A 16,907-nucleotide genomic window follows, 5' to 3' on the forward strand; every position below is an offset into this window, starting at 1 on the left:
GCCCGCGGTGGCCTGGCACAACAGTTGCGTACCGGGCTCGCAGAGCCCGATGACCACCTCCTCCACCATGTCCCCCCACCCTGTCGATGCCCCCGACGACACCGGCATCGCCGCCGGCATGGCGGGCGCCTGGCGCCGGCTGTGGGGGCGGCGCGAGGTCGAGGACGCACCGCCTGCCTACTGGACCAGCGGCGTCACCTACCGCGGCTACCTGGGCGCGGGCGTCGACACGCCCGCCGCCTGGATGACCGAACAGCAGATGAAGGAGACGCAGGCCCTGCTGCGCATGGCGGCGGCAGCCGGCCGGCTGGGTGCGTGGGCCGTGGAGCTGGCCGGCATGACGTGGACCTGGTCGGATGAGGTCCGGGCCATCCACGGGCTGCCGGCCGGGTTCGTCCCGACCGCCCGGTCCGTGCTGCCGCTGTACACGGCCGAATCGCAGCTGCTGCTGCGGCAGGCCTTCGAGCAATGCATGGAGCGCGGCGTGCCGTTCGACCTCGAGCTGCAGCTGGTCAGCGCGCGCGGCGAACCCTGCTGGATCCATGCGCTCGGCGAGGCCGACCGCGACGCCGAGGGCCGCATCACCCACGTGCGGGGGGCGATGCAGGACGTCAGCCGCTTCCGCGCGGTGGCCGACGAGGCGCGCCGCACCGCCGAGCGCTTCACCCAGACCCTGGAACGGCTGAGCGACGGCTTCGTGCTGCTCGACGAGGAGTGGCGCTTCGTCTACCTCAACGCCGAGGCCGAGCGCCTGCTGCGGCGCCGCCGCCAGCAGCTGGCCGGCCGCAGCCTGCTGGTCGAATTCCCCGAGACGGCGGCCGGCCGCTTCCTGGAGAAGTGCGAGAAGGCGCTCCAGGCCGGGCACTCGGTGGAGTTCGAGAAGTACTACCCCCCGCTGGGCATGTGGCTGCACATGAAGTTCTCGCCGTCGGACCTGGGCATGACCCTGTGCATCCACGACGACACCGAACGCATCAATGCGCGGCGCGAGATCCTCGCGCTGCAGGCGCAACTCGACGCGCTGGCCGCGCGCCAGAAACCCGACACCTGAGCTGGCCGCGGCCGCACCGGCAGCGGACCGCGGGATTGGGGCAAGTCCTACGCCGCGGCCGCCGCGGTGGGTCAACACTGCGGTCTCCACCGTCTCGGGGGGCACGCGTGCAGCAGACCGAATTCCGCACCCTTGTGTACCAGTACTTCTTCTTCGGCTGGTTGTTCCGGGACGTGACCTGCGGGACCGTCTTCGAGCGCGCGGCGGCGTGGCGCTACAACCGGGAACAGGCGCGCTGGCTGCCCACCTACATGTGGCGCTGGCTGGGCTGGGGCCTGGCCTTCTACGGCCTGGGCGGCGTGCTCGAGGGCCTGCTCGACGCGCCCACGCTCTCGATGCTGTTCTACGTTCCGGGCGCGCTCAGCGTGCCCGTCAATGCGGTGATCGCCGCCGCCTGGATCGGCCTGAAGGCGCTGCCGGGGCCCCTGTAGAGCCCCGCCTCGCGCAACGGCTAGCCGTTGGCGCGCGCCAGGCGCAGTTCATTGGCGCCCTGCGCCGCGCCGCTGCCGGGCACCGCCTCGCCGCTGCGGTCGCGCACCTGGTCGAGCAAGGCCACCAGGCGGTCGTCGGCACCGGGGCCGGTGCCGATGAAGGCGCCCTGGGTCAGGGTGACATGGGCGGCCTCCACGCCGCCGGCACCGGCGCACAGCACCGTGCGCGTCGGCGCGTCCTCGGACGCCAGCACCAGCATGGCCGGCACCACGTTGCGCGGCGCGAACGCCTCGCGCATGTCGGCCGGGAACAGCTCCTCGGTCATGCGCGTGGTGGCGGTGGGCGCCAGGCAGTTGACACGGATGCCGTACTTCTCGCCTTCCAGCGCCAGCGTCTGCATCAGGCCCACCAGCGCCAGCTTGGCGGCGCCATAGTTGCTCTGGCCGAAGTTGCCGTACAGGCCGCTGGACGAGGTGGTCATGACGATGCGGCCATACCGGCTCTCCTGCATCAGCGGCCACACGGCCTTGCTGCAATGCACCGCGCCCATCAGGTGGACGTCGAGCACGAGCCGGAAGTCCGCCAGGTCCATCTTGGCGAAGCTCTTGTCGCGCAGGATGCCGGCGTTGTTGACCAGCACGTCCACCCGGCCCCAGGCGTCGACGGCCTGCTGCACCATCGCCTGCACGGCGGCGAAGTCGGTCACCGAGGCGGCGTTGGCCAGCGCCTCGCCGCCGGCAGCACGGATCTCGTCGACCACCTTCTGCGCCGCGCCGGTGGAGCCGCCGGAGCCGTCGACCGCGCCGCCCAGGTCGTTGACCAGCACGCGGGCGCCGCGCGCGGCCAGTGCCAGTGCATGCTCGCGGCCCAGGCCGCCGCCGGCGCCCGTGACGATGGCCACCCGGCCGCTGAAATCCACTGCCATCCCGACGATCTCCTTGTTGAGTGCGGCGGCCACTTTAGCCCAGCAGGCCGGGGCCGGCTGCCACCCAGGCGACGGCGCCATGAAAAAAGCCGGGCGGCGCCCGGCTTGTCGTCGCGCAGCGGGAACGCTCAGCGCGTGATGTCGCCCAGCGCGTCGACCACCATGGACGAGCCGACCGCGATCAGCAGGATGTCGCCGGCGATGCGCACGTACTTGTGCTGCGGGGGCGGCGGCGGCAGTTGCACCAGCACCGGCTGCGGCACCGGGTAATAGACCACGCTCGTGGGCAGCGGCTGGCCGACCATGTAGACCTTCTTGGCCTGGCCGGGTGGCATGCAGCCGTTGTGCTTCTTTGCCAGGCCGGGCGGGCAGTGCCTGCCACCGCGGTATTCCGTTTCGTAGTAGGTGCGGACCACCACGCGGTCGTGGTCGACGAAGTAGCCGCCCACGCGCGGGTCACGGCGGTCGTGGTCGTGGCCGTGGTGATCGTCGTCGTGGTCGTGCTTGTGCTTGTGCTCGTGCTTGTCGTGCTTGCCGCCCTTGTCGGCCAGGACCGGGCCGCTGGCCAGGGTGAAGGCCAACGCCGCCGCGAGGGCGCGGCCGGCCAGGGTCATCGAACGGGTCTGCATGGATCGGCTCCGAAATGGGATGTTTTCACAACGGCCACTCTAAGCTCGACGTTGACGCATCGTGCGCTCCACGCACGAAGAGGTGTAACAAAGGATGAGCAGTGTTGCGCGGCCGTCAGACGGCTGCCAAGTCCGGCGCAACGGCGAACTTGCCCAACCCGAGGCGCTCGGGCGAGATGTACTGCTGCCGGTAGACCTCGAAGGGCATGGTGTCGCGCGCCTCGATGTCGCGCTGCTCCTGCAGCGACTGCTGGGCCAGCTGGTCGTACCGGGCCTGCTGCGCCGCGCTGAACGGCAGCGCCAGCAGCTTGGCCCGCGTCTGCTGCGACTGGGCCCGCGTGAACGCGGTGTAGGAATTGCCGTGTGCGCTCGCCATGACGTCCAGGACCCGGGCCGACGGCAGCATGGCGGGATCGTGCAGCATGGCCCGTGCCGACCGCACCGCATCGGCGTAGTCGCTGGTGCCGTGCACCGCGTCCAGCGCGGCGGCCGTCCGCTCGCAGCCGTCCAGCAGCTCGCCGGCCCAGTCGGCCAGCGCCACCTCGCCGTTGCCGCGCTCCAGCTGCAGGCCGGGCTCGCGGCCACGGGCCGCGGTGCGGTGCTGGTTGCGGCCGATCTGCGCGATCTCGGCCGGGGTGTCGGGCGGGCTGTCGGCCAGCAGGCACTGCAGCAGGAAGACGTCGAGGAAGCGCAACGTCTGCGGCTTGATGCCGATGGGCACGAAGGGGTCGAGGTCGAGCAGGCGCACCTCGACGTACTCGACGCCGCGCTCGCGCAGCGCGTGCAGCGGCCGCTCGCCCGGGAAGATCACCCGCTTGGGCCGGATCGTGCCGTAGAACTCGTTCTCGATCTGCAGCAGGCTGGTGGCCAGCTGGTTGTACTCGCCGCCCGGGTTGACGATGCCGATCGCCTCGTAGGCCGGGTACGGCCGCGTCAGCGCCTCCTGCAGCGAGGCGGCATAACCGTCCAGGCCGTTGTAGCTGACCGCCAGGCTGGCCTGCGCATCGCTCTGGTAGCCCAGCCGCCCCATGCGCAGCGAGGTGGCATGCGGCAGCGACATCGTGCCCTCGGCCAGCAGTTGCAGGTCGTGCTGGCGGCCGGCCACGAACGACGAGCACACCGCCGGCGAGGCGCCGAACAGGTACAGCAGCAGGAAGGCGTGGCGGCGGAAGTTGCGGATCAGCGCGAAATAGCCGTCGCTGGACACGCCCGGCAGCGACCAGTTGTAGTGGATGCCCGAGATGGTCTGCATGCGCCGGCCGTAGCGGTGCGCCAGGCCCATGCGGTAGACGCTCTTGGCGCGCCCGACGTTGGAGGGGCCGTAGCTGCCGATCGGGATGGTCTCGTCGGCCGGCAGGTTGCACGGCATGCTCGACACCCACATCATCTCGTCGCCCAGCGCGCGCACCGTCGCCTGGTGGATGCGCAGCAGCTCCTCCAGGCAGGTCTCGGGCGTCGCGTGCACGCCGGTGATCAGTTCGAGCTGCGCCTCGCTGTAGTCGGTGGTGATGCAAGGATGCGTCAGCGCCGACCCCAGGCCGGCCGGATGCGGCGTGAGGGCCAGCGCGCCGCTGGCCGTGGCGCGCAGGCTCTCCTTCTCGATGCCGCGGCGGATGCCGCGCAGGCGGTCGGCGGACAGGGCGTCCAGCGAGGATTGCAGGCGGCTCATCGGGGCAGTTCCACCTGCGGCTGTGCGACTCGCGCTCGGGCGGCCGTGCGTCTCATGATCGGGTTGTCTCGGCCGGTGTGTGGCGGGGCGCAGAAGTTAACACCTTTGGGCAAATCCTGCTGCGCGCGCCGGGTATGGCGCCTGCACCAGCACGCGCCGTGGCCCGCTCGGGCATTCAGGCCGGGGCCAGCACCTTCAGCAGCCAGGCGTTGAGGTCCTGGACCTCCTCCAGGCAGACCGAGTGCGCCATCGGGTACTCGTGCCAGTCAACCGGGTGGCCGAGTTCGCGCAGCAGCTCGCACGAGGCCTGGCCGCGTGCCACCGGGACCACGTTGTCGTGGCTGCCGTGCGCCAGGAACACCGGCGTGCGCGCGTTCGCCTCGCTGCGCTCGGCCGCGGTGGTGGCGGCCAGCGGCAGGTAGCCCGACATGCCCACGATGCCGGCCAGCCGCTCGCGGTGGCGCAGGCCGGTGAGCAGCGCCATGGCGCAGCCCTGGGAGAAGCCGGCCAGCACGATGCGGTCGGAGCGGATGCCGCGCGCCTCCTCGCGGGCCAGCAGCGCCTCGACCGCGGTGAGCGAGGCGCGCAGGCCGGCCTCGTCCTCGCGGCGGACCAGGTCGGTGCCGAGGATGTCGTACCAGGCCCGCATGCGGTAGCCGTTGTTGATCGTGACCGGCATCACCGGCGCATGCGGGAACACGAACCGCACCGGGCCGACCGGTCCCAGCTGCAGCTCGCTGGCAAAGGGCACGAAATCGTTGCCGTCGGCGCCCAGCCCGTGCAGCACGATGATGGTGGCGACCGGGTTGGGGCCGGTTTCGGTCTCGATGGTTTCCAGCAGGGACATGGCTTGGGACAAGGGGGGCTGACGCAGGGCCCGCCATTGTCCTACACCCCATCCGCTGGCCTTGTCGCCACACTTGGTCGCCACGCAACGCGTTTGGCGAAGGAAGAGCATGCAGGTGCAGGTGAACACGAGCAACGGCGTCGAGAACAAGGACACCCTGGAGCGCTGGGCCACCGACTATCTCAACGAGGCGCTGGCGCGCTTCTCCCAGGACATCACGCGCGTCGAGGTCCAGATGCGCGAGACCAGCAACAGCAGGAATGGCGCGGTCGACAAGCGCTGCATGCTCGAGGCCCGCATCGCCGGCCGCGACCCGGTCGCCGCCACCCACCACGCGCCGTCGCAGGACGAGGCGTTCCGCGGCGCGACGCAGCGGCTCATCCACCTGCTGGACCACACGCTCGGCAAGCTCGACCGTCACCAGCACCGCGACCGCGACACCATCCGCAAGGACCCGAGCGCCGTCGAGTGAGGGACCGCGGCCTGTGTGGGTTGCGCGGCGGTGGCCGCTCAACTGCCGGGTTCGTCCGTGCGCCGGTTCGGCGCCCCGTGGTACCCCATGAAGGCCGCGCCCTCCGGATCGGCATAGCCGCCGTGGTCCCAGGGCAGTTCCCGCCGGGCCTCGCGGGTCATGCACGCGGACAGCGTGAGCATGGCGAGCAGGCAAAGGAGTGGGCGCAGCAGCATGGGGGATTCCGGAACGGTGAACCCACGATAGGCGCCATGTCGAGTTGCCCTGCGTAGGAACGCCGCGGGACGTGGCGTCGGCTGCCACCGCCGGGCTGGAGCGCAGCGCGCTTCCATTTGTCGGCTTTCGCCTCTTCTACTTCGCGCGTCCTTGCGGCATGCTTGCGTCCCGATGACGACCGCACCGGCTTCTCCCACCGCCAGTGGCGGCGCGGGCTCGCGCCGGCGCTGGCTCGCGGGCTGCGCGGCCGTGCTGCTGTCCGGCTGCGCGCAGATGGTGCCGCAGTCGCTGCAGCTGCGCACCGGCTGGCCGTCGGGCGTGCAGCAATCGGTCGAGCTCGAGGCCGTTCCCTTCTTCCCCCAGGATGAGTACCAATGCGGCCCCGCCGCGCTGGCCACCGTCCTGGCGGCCAGCGGCATCGACGTCACGCCCGATGCCCTGGTCGACCAGGTCTGGCTGCCCGAGCGGCGCGGCAGCCTGCAGCTGGAGATGCTGGCCGCCGCGCGCCGCTACGGGCGGGTGTCATACCTGCTCGCGCCACGCTACGCCGACCTCCTGCGCGAGGTGGCCGCGGGCAACCCGGTGCTGGTGCTGCAGGACGTGGGCCTGCTCACCGTCACCTGGCACTACGCCGTGGTGAACGGCTTCGACTATCCGAGCGGCAGCGTGGTCCTGCGCTCGGGCACCCGGCGCCGCCAGGAAATGGCGTTCAGCGCCTTCGAGCGCAGCTGGATGCACAGCGGCTACTGGGCCATGGTGGTCGCGCCGCCGGATCGCATCCCGGCCACCGCCACCGAGGACGCCTGGATGACCGCGGTGCTCGCGATGGCGCGGGTCGCCGATGGGCGCGCCGCGATGGCCGGCTTCGCCGCCGCCCTGCAACGCTGGCCGGACAACCAGGCCGCGGCCGTCGGCCTGGCCAACCAGTACCACGCGCGCGGCGATCTTGCCAAGGCGGCGATGGTGCTGGGCGAGGCGCGCCGGCGGCACCCCGCCTCGGCGATCGTCGGCAACAACCTGGCCCAGGTGCTGTCCGACCAGGGCCGCAACCAGGAGGCGCTGGCGCTGATCGAGCCGCTGGCCGCCGACAGCCGCAACCCCTTCGCAAGCGAGATTCGCGCCACGCGCGAGCAGATCCTGCAGAAGCTGCGCCAGGCCGGCGCCACCCAGCCACCCCGGCGTTGACCGTCGGGTCGCAGCGCGCCCGGCCTACAGCCCGTCGCGCCGATGGCTTGCGGCAATGCCGCGTTGCCCCGCCCACACTGCAGCGGTGCCCGCCGGGGTGCCGCGCTACGAGACAGGGATCGGGCCTCCGCGCTTGCCGCGAAACGACCAACCATTGTCCAGCGGCCCCGGCGGGCCACTGCCTGGGCGGCCCGCCGGATGATGCGCCGTCGTGGTGCGCGGCCCGACTGCCCCAATGGGCGTCCGACGGAGTACCGCGGGGTCGGCCTACAGCTTGCAACCGGCCGGATGCCTACGCTGGACCCATCCACCACCTCGCGGAGTCTTCCATGGCCACGCAGTCCCACCGCATCCTGCTGCTGCTCGCGACGGCGGCTGCAGCGCTCTGCTTCCATGTGCGTGCCGTCGCGAACCCGTTGACCGAGGTGGAAGCGGCCAAGGTGCGCGAGGTGATCGTGGCGCAGATCGCGGCGCTGCAGGAAGACGACGCCGATGGCGCCTTCCAGACCGCCACGCCGTCCGTGCAGCAGGCCATCGGCAGCTCCGGACGCTTCCTTGCGATGGTGCGGGGTGCCTACCCCATGGTCTACCGCCCGGCCTCGGTGAGCTTCCACAAGCCCGAGGAAGAGGACGGCAGCGTTCTGCAGATGGTCGAGATCAAGGACGACGAGGACAAGTCCTGGCTGGCGCTGTTCGCGCTCGAACTGCAGCCGGATCGCAGCTGGCGCATCAGCGGCTGCCTGGTGGCCGAGAACCCCTGGCAATCGATCTGAGAGGACGCATCCTTCACCGGTCCGGCGCGCCGCTCCCGACCATCCGGAAAGCCGGGGCCCGCCCGGCTTTTTCTTTGCGCCGGCGCGGCCTGCCTCGGCCGTCACGTCAGAGCTGGGTGAACAGGTCGCGCGCCTGCTGGGTTTCCGGCAGCACGTAGACAACGCCCTCGCGCTGGCCCAGCAGGGGCTCGATCACGTCGAGGTAGAACGGGACCGGCACCACCACGCAGCCGAGCGAGACCCGGCGCGCGTCCGGCCGGCCGGCGTCCAGGCGCGCCGCCCGCACGTCGTGCGAGCGGCCCGGGCGCAGGCGGTGGATGGCCAGCGCGGCCTCGTAGTCGAACCACACCACCGGCTCGCCGTTGCGGTTGCGCCCGGGTTGGGTGAGGAAACGGCCGGCGGGCGTGGTGCGCTCGGCGAACGGCAGCACGCCGTTCTGGGCCCGGTCGCCGACACCCGGCGCGCTGTAGTCGCCGACCGCCGCCCCCAGCAGGACCGGGGTGGCGGCGCGCAGGCGCCCCGACGGCTCAAAAACGTAGAGATGCGCCGCCTTCTTGTCGACCACCAGGAACGGCTTGTCCTCCGCGTCCCGGGACTGCAGCACCCACTGCACCATGTCGCGCGCTTCCGCCGACGGGCGCTCGCGCTCGAAGCGGGCATCCAGCTGCGCCTGCGGTCCCGCCAGGGCCGCACCGGCGATCGCCCATGCGAAGGCCAGTGCGACGGTCTTGTTTTTCCATTCCATTCGCGTCCCCATCCTCGCGGCCGCGCAGCGATGCCGGCGACCTCGGTTGGGCGCGAATGCTAGCGACGGCCGGTCGGGCTGCCGGCGTCGTCACCGACCAAGGATGGGTTGATGCGGATGATCGTGTTTTTTTCACGCGGGGCGGGGGCGCCAGCGCCAGAGCCTCGTCGGGATCAGGCACGTCGTAGGAGCCGAATTGCCGATGCGCGCTGCGGGTCTCGGGCAGCACGTAGACGATGGCGCCGGTGCGCAGGACCGCGGGTCGCAGCACCTGTTCGTAGAACGCCGGCGGCAGGTTGATGCAGCCGAACGAGATGCGGTTGTCGCGCGGCGTCGCCGAGGCCAGCCGCTGCAGGCGGCGCTCGGCCTTGACCGTCGGGCGCACGCGGTGCATGGACACCGCCAGGTCGTACGACACCCAGATGATGTCCTCGCCGCTCGCATTGACGCCGGGCTCCGCGACGTAGCGGCCGGCCGGCGTCGTCTTTTCCTGCGGCAGCACCTGCGCCAGCGGCTTCTCGCCGATGCCGGGCACCGCGTCGTCGCCGGCCGCGGCGCCGAGCAGCGCGGGCGTCTGCGCCACCAGCGCGCCGTCCGGGTCGAACAGCCAGACGCGGGCGTCCTTCTTGTCGACGACCACGAACGACTTGCCCTCGTGGTCGCCAGCATCGACGATCCAGTTGGCCAGGTGGCGCACGTCGGGCGTGGGCGACTGGCCGTTGAACGATGCCAGGCGCGTGACGTGCGGTGCGGGGTGCGGCGCCGGCTGCGGCATCGTCGCGACGGGCGCCGATTGCGGGCGCACCAGGTTCGCCGTCGCGGCGGCCTCGCGCCGCGTCTTGGCGAATTCGCCGGCGGCCAGCCCGCCGATCAGCGCCACCACCAGGATCGCGGCCTGCCACAGCCGCCAGCCTCCACGCGCCGGCGTGCAGGCGTGGGAAGGAAGCGGTGCGTGCGGCATGGCGGCGATCCTGGTGGGGCTGACATGAAAAAGGGCGGCCCCGCGTGGGACCGCCCTTCGTGCCGGATGGAACCGGTGCTTAGTTGCGGTCGGTGCGGGCGGCGCGGCCGCCGGTGGTACCCGACGTGTCGCTGCTACCCGAGGACGAACCCATCGAGCTGCTGGAGCCCGACGACGTGCTGGGGCTGGTGGCGCCGGACGACGAGGTCGAGGGGCTGGCGCCCATCGAAGACGACGAGCCCGACGAACCCGAGGCGCTCGGGGTGGTGGCGCTGGAGCCCGTGTTGGACGTGTCAGCCGCGGTGCCGCTCGAGCTCGAGCCGGTGCCCGACGCGCCCATGGTGCTCGGAGACGAGCCGCCTGCCGGAGCGGTGCTCGACCCGGTGCTGGCACCCGTGCCCGCACCCGTGCCGGTGCCCTGGGTGCCGCCGGCGCCGCCGGAGCTGCTACCGCTGGCGCCGCCAGCGGCGCCGCCGCCGGAAGCACCGGACGACTGGGCGACCGCATAGCCGCCGAATGCCAGCGCCGCTGCCGCCGCTAGCGTGGTGAGGGTGGTCTTGGTTGCTCTCATGGTTCAAACTCCTTGATGGATGCGATGCCGGCGCGGTGCGTCGGCTGGACCAGAGATTAGGTTCCGTCGCAGCGGCGATGGAGTGAGGTGATGACGGCACGGTCTGTAGGACCGCCACTGTCACGATTTGCCGCTCAGGCAATCGGGGCTGACCCTTGGTCGCGAGCGCTGGTAGTGGTCGGTTCCCAGGCCTCGACCTGCAGCGCAGGCAAGGCGCATTCCCATCCGAGCCAGGACTCGTCGTCATCGTGGATCGGGGCTACGTGGCGCGGCGTGCGTTCGTCCGGCGACCACAGGGTGTGCAACAACGGCATCGTGTCCTCCTCGCGCGACTGCATTTTTTGCTGTACCCATGATGCGCAGTCGAGCCACGCGGCGCTATGCGCCACGGTCCCGTCGGAAGGTAGGAAACGGCCTACGGCCGAGCTACGGGTCGCGTGTCGCCATCCGGCGACAGCGGCTGCTCGGTCTTGGCCACGCCGCGGATGTTCAACGCCGCGAGCGCCACCTGCAGCGCGATGAGGGCCCACGCGCCGTCATGCCAGCCCCACGCAGTCCACAGCACGTTGCTGGCGAGGAAGACCCAGAAGCCGGCGTTGCGCCGTGGCTGGTGGTTGGATGCGACCAGCCAGGCGGCCAGCACGCTGGCCGCCATCGCGGGCCACTGCAGCAGGTCGAGGACGGACGACAACTCCATGGGGCCGGACCTTAGCGCCGCCGCCGCCAGGCCGGCGCCAGCAGGCACCACGCCGCCCTGTAGGACGCGCCGCGATCAGGCCGGCACGCGCCGGCCGCGCAGGCGGCGCGCGCCCTCCACCCCGGCCAGCACCAGCGCCCCGGCCAGCAGCCCGACGACCGCGTGCGCGAGCAGCGGCAGCACGGCGGCCCGCATCGGCCCGGCGCCGTCGGTCCAGGCCTCCAGCGCGTGCTCCAGGCCCGGCACACCGTGCGCGAGGATGCTGCCGCCGACCAGGAACATCGCCGCCGTGCCGGCCAGCGACAGCCCCTTCATCAACCAGGGCGCCAGCCGCAGCAGACCGGCGCCGGCGGCCCGCGCCGCCGCCGCGGGCCGGCGCGTGAGCCAGAGCCCGAGGTCGTCGAGTTTCACGATGCCGGCCACCAGGCCGTAGACGCCGATGGTCATGAGCAGGCCGATGCCGGCCAGGACGGCCAGCTGCGTCGTCAGCGGCTCCTGCGCCACCGTGCCGAGCGCGATGACGATGATCTCGGCCGACAGGATGAAGTCGGTGCGCACGGCGCCGCGCACCTTGTCCTTCTCCAGCGCGAGGACGTCGACGGCGGGATCGGCCAGCCCCTGCTCCAGCGCCGCCTTGCGCTGCGCGTCCTCGCCGTGGTGTAGGAACCGGTGCGCGAGCTTCTCGGCGCCCTCGAAACAGAGGTACGCGCCGCCCAGCATCAGCAGCGGCAGCACGGCCCAGGGCGCGACCACGCTGATGGCAAGGGCGGCCGGCACCAGCACCAGCTTGTTGCGCAGCGAGCCCTTGGCGACCGCCCACACGACCGGCAGCTCCCGGTCGGCGTGGACGCCGCTGACCTGCTGCGCGTTGAGCGCAAGGTCGTCGCCCAGGACCCCCGCGGTCTTCTTGGCGGCCACCTTGGTGAGCAGCGACACGTCGTCCAGCACGGTCGCGATGTCGTCCAGGAGAGCGAAGAAGCTGGAGGCCATGGGGTGCGGGTCGGTGGTGGGGATGCCTATGATCGGTGATGGCCGGCGACGACGAGGACGACGAGAGCAGCACCCGCGCGTGGCAGGTGCGACTGGGGCCGGACGGGCCCGCGTTCGAGGCGCGGGCCGACCGCCCGCTGCTGCAGTCGGCCGAAGCCGCCGGCTGGCCGCTGCCCAGTTCGTGCCGCAACGGCACCTGCCGCACCTGCATCCAGCGGTTGCGGTCGGGACGGGTCCACTACGCCATCGCCTGGCCCGGGGTGCTGGCCGAGGAACGGCGCGAAGGCTGGATCCTGCCGTGCGTGGCGCATCCGCGCAGCGACCTGGTGCTCGACGACCCCTTGGCTCAATCGTTGCCGGTGACGTAGGGCCCGCGCGGCTTGTGCTGCTCGCGGGCGGGATGCCGTTCGGCGTCCGGGTCGGGCCGGTGGATGGTCGTGTTGCTGCCCTCGGGCACGTCCTCGCTGCCCGGCGGTGGCAGCTCGTGCGGCGGCATGACGTCGGGCGCCGAGGCGGGGGTCTTGGGGTCGGGGCGGTTCATGGCGGACTCGCGGTCGTGTCCCACTCTAGGCAGGCGCACGCGGTGAACCTGTAGGACGCCGTCGCGCCGCCGGGGAATCCGTGGGGCATGATCGGCATCCCGTGAACCCGATCCGCCTCCTCCTTGCCACTGCCGCGCTGCTGTTCGCGGCCCACGCCGCCAGCGCCGCGCCGTTCGAGGACACCATGGCCCAGCGCACGCTGGCCTGTACCGTCTGCCACGGCCTGCAGGGGCGCGCCGGACCCGACGGCTACTACCCGCGCATCGCGGGCAAGCCCGAGGGCTATCTCTTCAACCAGCTGCTCAACTTCCGCGATGGCCGCCGCCACTACGGCGCGATGACGCGGCTGCTCGACCCGCTGTCCGACGCCTACCTGCAGCAGATCGCGCGCCACTTCGCCTCGCTCGAGGTGCCGTATCCGCCGCCCACGGCCCCGCGCGTGCCCGCCGAACTGCTCGAACGCGGGCGCCGCATCGCGCTGGAGGGCGTCCCTGCCAGCCAGGTGCCGGCCTGCGCGGCCTGCCACGGTGCGGCGCTCACCGGCGTGCAGCCGAACACGCCCGGCCTGCTCGGCCTGCCGGCCGACTACCTGCAGGCGCAACTGGGCGCCTGGCGCACCGGCCAGCGGCGCGCCCACGCGCCGGACTGCATGGCGCAGGTCGCGCGCGCGCTCTCGCCCGAGGACCTGAATGCGGCCGTCACCTGGCTGGCATCGCAGCCGGCGCCTGCGCAGCCGAAGGCCGTGGACCGCCTGCCCCAGCCGCCCGCCATCGCATGCGGCAGCGCCGCCCTGCCGGCCGGGAGGCAGCAGCCATGAAGCGCATCCTGCTGCTGGTCGCGGTGCTGCTGCTGGCGTTCGCCGGCTGGGTCGGCTGGTCGAACTACGGCGGCGAGGACGAGGGCCGCGCCAGTGCGGGCACGGCGCCGCCATCGGCCGAACGCGGCGCTTACCTCGTCAAGGTGGGCAACTGCATGGCCTGCCACACCGATCGCGGCGGCGCGCCCTGGGCCGGCGGCCGGCCGGTCGAGACGCCGTTCGGCACCGTCTATGCGACCAACCTCACCGCCGACCCCGCCCACGGCCTGGGGCGCTGGAGCGCCGACGAGTTCTGGCGCGCCCTGCACCACGGCCGCTCGCGTGACGGCCGCCTGCTCTACCCGGTGTTCCCGTACACCAACTACACCGCGGTCACCCGCGCCGACGCCGACGCGATGTTCGCCTACCTGCGCACCGTGCCGCCGGTGGCGCGGCCCAACACGCCGCACCAGCTGCGCTGGCCGTACAGCACCCAGGCCGCGCTCGCCGTGTGGCGCACGCTGTACTTCCGCCCCGGCACCTGGCAGGACCAGCCGGCGCAGGCGGCGACCTGGAACCGCGGCGCCTACCTGGTGCGCGGCCTCGGGCACTGCTCGGCCTGCCACAACACCCGCAACGCGCTCGGCGCCAACAGCGACGTGTTCGGCCTGTCCGGCGGCGTGATCCCGATGCAGGACTGGTACGCGCCCTCGCTCACCTCGCCGCACGAGGCGGGCGTGGCGCAATGGTCGGTGCAGGACGTGGCGCGCCTGCTGCGCACCGGCGTCGCCAACGACGCGACCGTGGTGGGCCCGATGGCGGAGGTCGTGCTGGGGAGCACGCAGCACCTGTCGGCCGAGGACGCGCTGGCCATGGGCACGTACCTGAAGACGCTGCCGCAGACCGACGAACCGCCGGGGGAGGATGCGCCCCCCGTCAGCGCGCGGGTGGCCGAGCTCGGCACCCGGCTCTATGGCGAGCACTGCGCGCAATGCCACGGCGAACGCGGCGAGGGACGCACCGGCGCCTACCCGCCGCTGGCCGGCAACCGCGCGGTGACGATGGCGGTGACGGCCAACCTGGTGCAGGTGGTGCTGGGCGGCGGGTTCGCGCCCTCGACCGAGGGCAACCCGCGGCCGTTCGGCATGCCGCCCTTCGTCACGCTGCTGTCGGACGCCGACATCGCCGCGGTGCTGACGCACATCCGCACCTCCTGGGGCAACCGCGCCGCGCCGGTCAGCGAGTTCGAGGTCGGCCAGCACCGCAGCGGCAGCTTCCGCTAGGCGGCCGGGGCGGTTTCCGCCGCCGCCTCGCTCCAGGACTTGCGGTCCCGCTGCAGCCCGTGCGCGACGAACTCCCCCGCGACGACGGGCTCGTACCGGATGGTGCCGGCGCCCGGCAACTGCGCCGGGTCCACCACCGCACGGTACGAGGGGTGGTGGAACTGCGGGATCGAATAGCGCTCGTGGCCGGTCTCGTTGACGACGCGGTGGATCGCCGAGCGGAAGCGCCCGTTGCTCCAGCGTGTCATCAGGTCGCCGACGTTGACGATGATGGCTTGCGGATCCGGCGGCGCGTCGATCCAGTCCCCGTTCGCCGTCTCCACGTGCAGGCCGCCGTTCGAGTCGTTCAGCAGCAGCGTGATGATCCCGCGGTCGGAATGCGCGCTCGCGCCGATGCCGGCGTCGGGCTGCGGATCCTGCGGCGGGTAGTGCACCAGGCGCATGTTGGTGTAGGGCTTCTCGCACTGGCCCACGAAGAAGTTCTCGTCGGCACCGAGCGCCAGCGCCATCGCGCGCAGCACGTGCCGGCCGCACTCGAGCTTGCTGAAGTACAGCGCCTCGATCGCGCGCCGGAAGCCGGGCAGGTCCGCGGGCCAGCTGTTGGTCGAATGGAACGGCAGGCCGGCCAGCACGTCGGGGTCGTCCGCGGCCAGCGGGAAGCCCATGTCGAACGATTCCTTCAGGTCCGCCGGGATGCCGGGGCGCTTGGTGTCGCCCAGCGGCTGGTAGCCGCGGATCTGGCGCGCCGCGGTGGGCCGGCAGGCCATGCGCTTGTCCACCGGCATCGCGAAGAAGCGCTCGGCCGCCTCGAAGCCGCCCTGGCGCAAGGCGTCCGGCACGTTGTGGCGGTACAGGTAGAAGAAGCCGTAGCGCGCGCAGGCGTCGGCGATCCGGCGGGCCACCTGCAGCCGCGCGGCGCGGTCGCCGAACAGCCAGGGATGCAGGTCGATCTGCGGCAGCCGCTCGGTGCTGCTGATGCGCGCCGTGTTCAGCGCGTTCTGTTGCTCTGCGGTTCTCATGCAAACACCTTTCAGGGCTGGCGTTGGGGATGGGTCGGCCGCCAATGTAGGAGCCGCCCGTGTCCGCGGCAAGCGCCGAATTTTCGCCAGTGCGTTCTCATGCCGAGAACGCGAATTCAGCCCCGGGGGGCGGCCGGCCGAGCGGCTTGCGCGAGCCCCTGCTCGATGGCGCCCACCATCGCCCGCGCGGCCGCGGACAGCGGCCGGCCCTTGCGCACGCAGCAGGCGATCACCTGCGCGGGAATGCCGGCATCGCGCAGCGGGACGAACACCACCGGCGACCGCGCGCCCTGCGGATGGAACAGCTGCTGCGTGAGGATGGCGATGCCGACACCGGCTTCCGCCGCGCTGCGCATCACCTCGTAGGAGTTGGTGGACAGCACCGTGCGCGGCGACACGTCGGCCTGCGCGAACATGCCGTCCAGGGTGGCGCGCAACGCGAGGCTCTCGTCCGGCATCACCAGGTCGTGGCCGGCGCAGTCGCTCAGGCGCACCGTGCGCAGCCTGGCCAGGGGATGGGTGCGCCGGACCATCACGCAGGCCTGCACGTGGTGGCGCACCGCGAAGGTCAGGTCCGGGTGCGGGCGCGGGTTGAACGCCAGGGCGAGGTCGATCTCGTCGGCGAGCAGCAGCTCGACCAGGCGCGGCGAGCCGCCGACCACCGCGTGGTGGACGATGCCCGGGTGCGCCTTGCGGAAGGCCGTCAGCACGCTGGGCAGGAGTTCGCGCCAGATGCCTTCGTTCACGCCCATCTTGACGGTCCCCTGGTCCAGGCCGAGCAGGGAGTTCACTTCGGTGCGGGCGGTGCCCAGTTCGGCGATCGCCCGCTTGAGGCGGTACAGCAGGACCTCGCCCGCCGCCGTGAGCTTGAGGCCGGCACGCCCCTTGCCGCGCTCGAACAGCAAGGTGCCCATCTCCTCCTCCAGGTACTTCACGTGCCGGTTGAGGGCCGACGCGGCGATGTGGACCTGCTCGGATGCCTTGCGGAACGAGCCGGCCCGCGCGACTTCATGGAAGTAGCGCAGGGACAGCGGGTGCTTGAGCGGGAAGAAACTGTCGCGCGCGGCCATGCTGGAACTCCGGGCCGGTCCTGGCCGGCTCGCT

The 16,907-nt window shown here is 72.0% G+C and carries 21 protein-coding genes; 9 read left to right on the plus strand and 12 right to left on the minus strand.

Features of this window, described 5'->3' with window-relative positions:
- Positions 1–67: 67 nt before the first annotated feature.
- Together GON04_RS06210 and GON04_RS06215 are read left to right on the plus strand one after the other, a co-directional pair.
- Positions 68–1,051, plus strand: a complete 984-nt coding sequence (locus GON04_RS06210) for a PAS domain-containing protein (protein ID WP_181653912.1) — start codon at positions 68–70, stop codon at positions 1,049–1,051.
- A 107-nt stretch (positions 1,052–1,158) separates the two neighbouring features.
- Positions 1,159–1,482, plus strand: a complete 324-nt coding sequence (locus GON04_RS06215) for a hypothetical protein (protein ID WP_181653913.1) — start codon at positions 1,159–1,161, stop codon at positions 1,480–1,482.
- Between the two features lie 20 nt (positions 1,483–1,502).
- Here the strand turns inward: GON04_RS06215 and GON04_RS06220 are convergent, their stop codons facing one another.
- From GON04_RS06220 to GON04_RS06235, 4 genes are all read right to left on the minus strand, one after another.
- Entirely contained in the window at positions 1,503–2,408 is a 906-nt protein-coding gene (locus tag GON04_RS06220) for an SDR family NAD(P)-dependent oxidoreductase (protein ID WP_157397074.1), read from the minus strand.
- Between the two features lie 128 nt (positions 2,409–2,536).
- Complete coding sequence (locus GON04_RS06225) at positions 2,537–3,037, minus strand: RcnB family protein (RefSeq protein WP_157397075.1); 501 nt, start codon at positions 3,035–3,037, stop codon at positions 2,537–2,539.
- Between the two features lie 115 nt (positions 3,038–3,152).
- Positions 3,153–4,706 carry a glutamate--cysteine ligase gene (gene gshA, locus GON04_RS06230; protein WP_157397076.1) on the minus strand — a complete coding sequence of 518 codons (1,554 nt, stop codon included), beginning with the start codon at positions 4,704–4,706 and terminating at the stop codon, positions 3,153–3,155.
- A 175-nt stretch (positions 4,707–4,881) separates the two neighbouring features.
- Positions 4,882–5,553 (minus strand): alpha/beta hydrolase, encoded by a 672-nt coding sequence (locus tag GON04_RS06235; protein ID WP_157397077.1) that lies wholly within the window; start codon positions 5,551–5,553, stop codon positions 4,882–4,884.
- Between the two features lie 109 nt (positions 5,554–5,662).
- On the opposite strand from GON04_RS06235, the gene GON04_RS06240 reads away from it, so the two are divergent.
- The gene (locus GON04_RS06240) at positions 5,663–6,025 is read left to right on the plus strand and encodes an HPF/RaiA family ribosome-associated protein (RefSeq protein WP_157397078.1); all 363 of its coding nucleotides are present in this window, start codon (positions 5,663–5,665) and stop codon (positions 6,023–6,025) included.
- Between the two features lie 38 nt (positions 6,026–6,063).
- Here GON04_RS06240 and GON04_RS06245 read toward each other — a convergent pair whose 3' ends face one another.
- Entirely contained in the window at positions 6,064–6,240 is a 177-nt protein-coding gene (locus GON04_RS06245) for a hypothetical protein (RefSeq protein ID WP_157397079.1), read from the minus strand.
- A 172-nt stretch (positions 6,241–6,412) separates the two neighbouring features.
- Here GON04_RS06245 and GON04_RS06250 point away from each other — a divergent pair, with 172 nt between their 5' ends.
- Together GON04_RS06250 and GON04_RS06255 are read left to right on the plus strand one after the other, a co-directional pair.
- Entirely contained in the window at positions 6,413–7,426 is a 1,014-nt protein-coding gene (locus tag GON04_RS06250; protein WP_157397080.1) for a PA2778 family cysteine peptidase, read from the plus strand.
- Positions 7,427–7,755: 329 nt separating this feature from the next.
- Positions 7,756–8,199: a DUF4864 domain-containing protein gene (locus GON04_RS06255; protein ID WP_157397081.1), complete on the plus strand. Its 444-nt coding sequence runs from the start codon at positions 7,756–7,758 to the stop codon at positions 8,197–8,199.
- A gap of 106 nt (positions 8,200–8,305) precedes the next feature.
- Here GON04_RS06255 and GON04_RS06260 read toward each other — a convergent pair whose 3' ends face one another.
- Complete coding sequence (locus GON04_RS06260; RefSeq protein ID WP_198349225.1) at positions 8,306–8,803, minus strand: L,D-transpeptidase; 498 nt, start codon at positions 8,801–8,803, stop codon at positions 8,306–8,308.
- Complete coding sequence (locus GON04_RS26550) at positions 8,727–9,824, minus strand: hypothetical protein (RefSeq protein WP_198349228.1); 1,098 nt, start codon at positions 9,822–9,824, stop codon at positions 8,727–8,729. Before GON04_RS26550 ends, GON04_RS06260 begins: the two co-directional genes overlap by 77 nt.
- Before the next feature lie 206 nt (positions 9,825–10,030).
- On the opposite strand from GON04_RS26550, the gene GON04_RS06265 reads away from it, so the two are divergent.
- The gene (locus tag GON04_RS06265; protein WP_157397083.1) at positions 10,031–10,414 is read left to right on the plus strand and encodes a hypothetical protein; all 384 of its coding nucleotides are present in this window, start codon (positions 10,031–10,033) and stop codon (positions 10,412–10,414) included.
- Between the two features lie 477 nt (positions 10,415–10,891).
- Here the strand turns inward: GON04_RS06265 and GON04_RS06270 are convergent, their stop codons facing one another.
- A complete protein-coding gene (locus GON04_RS06270) occupies positions 10,892–11,173 on the minus strand; it encodes a hypothetical protein (protein WP_181653915.1) in 282 nt (93 codons plus the stop codon).
- Positions 11,174–11,248: 75 nt separating this feature from the next.
- On the minus strand, positions 11,249–12,163 hold the full coding sequence (locus tag GON04_RS06275; protein ID WP_157397084.1) for a DUF808 domain-containing protein: 915 nt from the start codon (positions 12,161–12,163) through the stop codon (positions 11,249–11,251).
- Between the two features lie 38 nt (positions 12,164–12,201).
- On the opposite strand from GON04_RS06275, the gene GON04_RS06280 reads away from it, so the two are divergent.
- The gene (locus tag GON04_RS06280; protein WP_157397085.1) at positions 12,202–12,531 is read left to right on the plus strand and encodes a 2Fe-2S iron-sulfur cluster-binding protein; all 330 of its coding nucleotides are present in this window, start codon (positions 12,202–12,204) and stop codon (positions 12,529–12,531) included.
- Here the strand turns inward: GON04_RS06280 and GON04_RS06285 are convergent.
- Entirely contained in the window at positions 12,510–12,704 is a 195-nt protein-coding gene (locus tag GON04_RS06285; protein ID WP_157397086.1) for a hypothetical protein, read from the minus strand. The genes GON04_RS06280 and GON04_RS06285 overlap by 22 nt on opposite strands.
- Positions 12,705–12,805: 101 nt before the next feature.
- Here GON04_RS06285 and GON04_RS06290 point away from each other — a divergent pair, with 101 nt between their 5' ends.
- Positions 12,806–13,522 carry a c-type cytochrome gene (locus GON04_RS06290; RefSeq protein ID WP_338050901.1) on the plus strand — a complete coding sequence of 239 codons (717 nt, stop codon included), beginning with the start codon at positions 12,806–12,808 and terminating at the stop codon, positions 13,520–13,522.
- On the plus strand, positions 13,519–14,784 hold the full coding sequence (locus tag GON04_RS06295) for a c-type cytochrome (RefSeq protein WP_157397087.1): 1,266 nt from the start codon (positions 13,519–13,521) through the stop codon (positions 14,782–14,784). Before GON04_RS06290 ends, GON04_RS06295 begins: the two co-directional genes overlap by 4 nt.
- On the opposite strand, the gene GON04_RS06300 is transcribed toward GON04_RS06295, so the two are convergent.
- Positions 14,781–15,803: an isopenicillin N synthase family dioxygenase gene (locus tag GON04_RS06300; RefSeq protein ID WP_157397088.1), complete on the minus strand. Its 1,023-nt coding sequence runs from the start codon at positions 15,801–15,803 to the stop codon at positions 14,781–14,783. The two genes, GON04_RS06295 and GON04_RS06300, sit on opposite strands and share 4 nt — an antisense overlap.
- A gap of 116 nt (positions 15,804–15,919) precedes the next feature.
- A complete protein-coding gene (locus tag GON04_RS06305) occupies positions 15,920–16,873 on the minus strand; it encodes a LysR family transcriptional regulator (protein WP_157397089.1) in 954 nt (317 codons plus the stop codon).
- Positions 16,874–16,907: the final 34 nt, after the last annotated feature.

It is taken from the genome of Ramlibacter pinisoli (assembly GCF_009758015.1).
In the GTDB taxonomy this organism is placed as follows: Bacteria; Pseudomonadota; Gammaproteobacteria; order Burkholderiales; family Burkholderiaceae_C; genus Ramlibacter; species Ramlibacter pinisoli.

Excerpts from the sequence above, each read along its gene's own strand:
- GON04_RS06210 (WP_181653912.1), top strand. The coding sequence starts at position 68 with ATGTCCCCCCACCCTGTCGATGCCCCCGACGACACCGGCATCGCCGCC.
- GON04_RS06220 (WP_157397074.1), bottom strand. The coding sequence starts at position 2,408 with ATGGCAGTGGATTTCAGCGGCCGGGTGGCCATCGTCACGGGCGCCGGC.
- GON04_RS06225 (WP_157397075.1), bottom strand. The coding sequence starts at position 3,037 with ATGCAGACCCGTTCGATGACCCTGGCCGGCCGCGCCCTCGCGGCGGCG.
- gshA (WP_157397076.1), bottom strand. The coding sequence starts at position 4,706 with ATGAGCCGCCTGCAATCCTCGCTGGACGCCCTGTCCGCCGACCGCCTG.
- GON04_RS06235 (WP_157397077.1), bottom strand. The coding sequence starts at position 5,553 with ATGTCCCTGCTGGAAACCATCGAGACCGAAACCGGCCCCAACCCGGTC.
- GON04_RS06240 (WP_157397078.1), top strand. The coding sequence starts at position 5,663 with ATGCAGGTGCAGGTGAACACGAGCAACGGCGTCGAGAACAAGGACACC.
- GON04_RS06245 (WP_157397079.1), bottom strand. The coding sequence starts at position 6,240 with ATGCTGCTGCGCCCACTCCTTTGCCTGCTCGCCATGCTCACGCTGTCC.
- GON04_RS06250 (WP_157397080.1), top strand. The coding sequence starts at position 6,413 with ATGACGACCGCACCGGCTTCTCCCACCGCCAGTGGCGGCGCGGGCTCG.
- GON04_RS06255 (WP_157397081.1), top strand. The coding sequence starts at position 7,756 with ATGGCCACGCAGTCCCACCGCATCCTGCTGCTGCTCGCGACGGCGGCT.
- GON04_RS06270 (WP_181653915.1), bottom strand. The coding sequence starts at position 11,173 with ATGGAGTTGTCGTCCGTCCTCGACCTGCTGCAGTGGCCCGCGATGGCG.
- GON04_RS06275 (WP_157397084.1), bottom strand. The coding sequence starts at position 12,163 with ATGGCCTCCAGCTTCTTCGCTCTCCTGGACGACATCGCGACCGTGCTG.
- GON04_RS06280 (WP_157397085.1), top strand. The coding sequence starts at position 12,202 with ATGGCCGGCGACGACGAGGACGACGAGAGCAGCACCCGCGCGTGGCAG.
- GON04_RS06285 (WP_157397086.1), bottom strand. The coding sequence starts at position 12,704 with ATGAACCGCCCCGACCCCAAGACCCCCGCCTCGGCGCCCGACGTCATG.
- GON04_RS06295 (WP_157397087.1), top strand. The coding sequence starts at position 13,519 with ATGAAGCGCATCCTGCTGCTGGTCGCGGTGCTGCTGCTGGCGTTCGCC.
- GON04_RS06300 (WP_157397088.1), bottom strand. The coding sequence starts at position 15,803 with ATGAGAACCGCAGAGCAACAGAACGCGCTGAACACGGCGCGCATCAGC.
- GON04_RS06305 (WP_157397089.1), bottom strand. The coding sequence starts at position 16,873 with ATGGCCGCGCGCGACAGTTTCTTCCCGCTCAAGCACCCGCTGTCCCTG.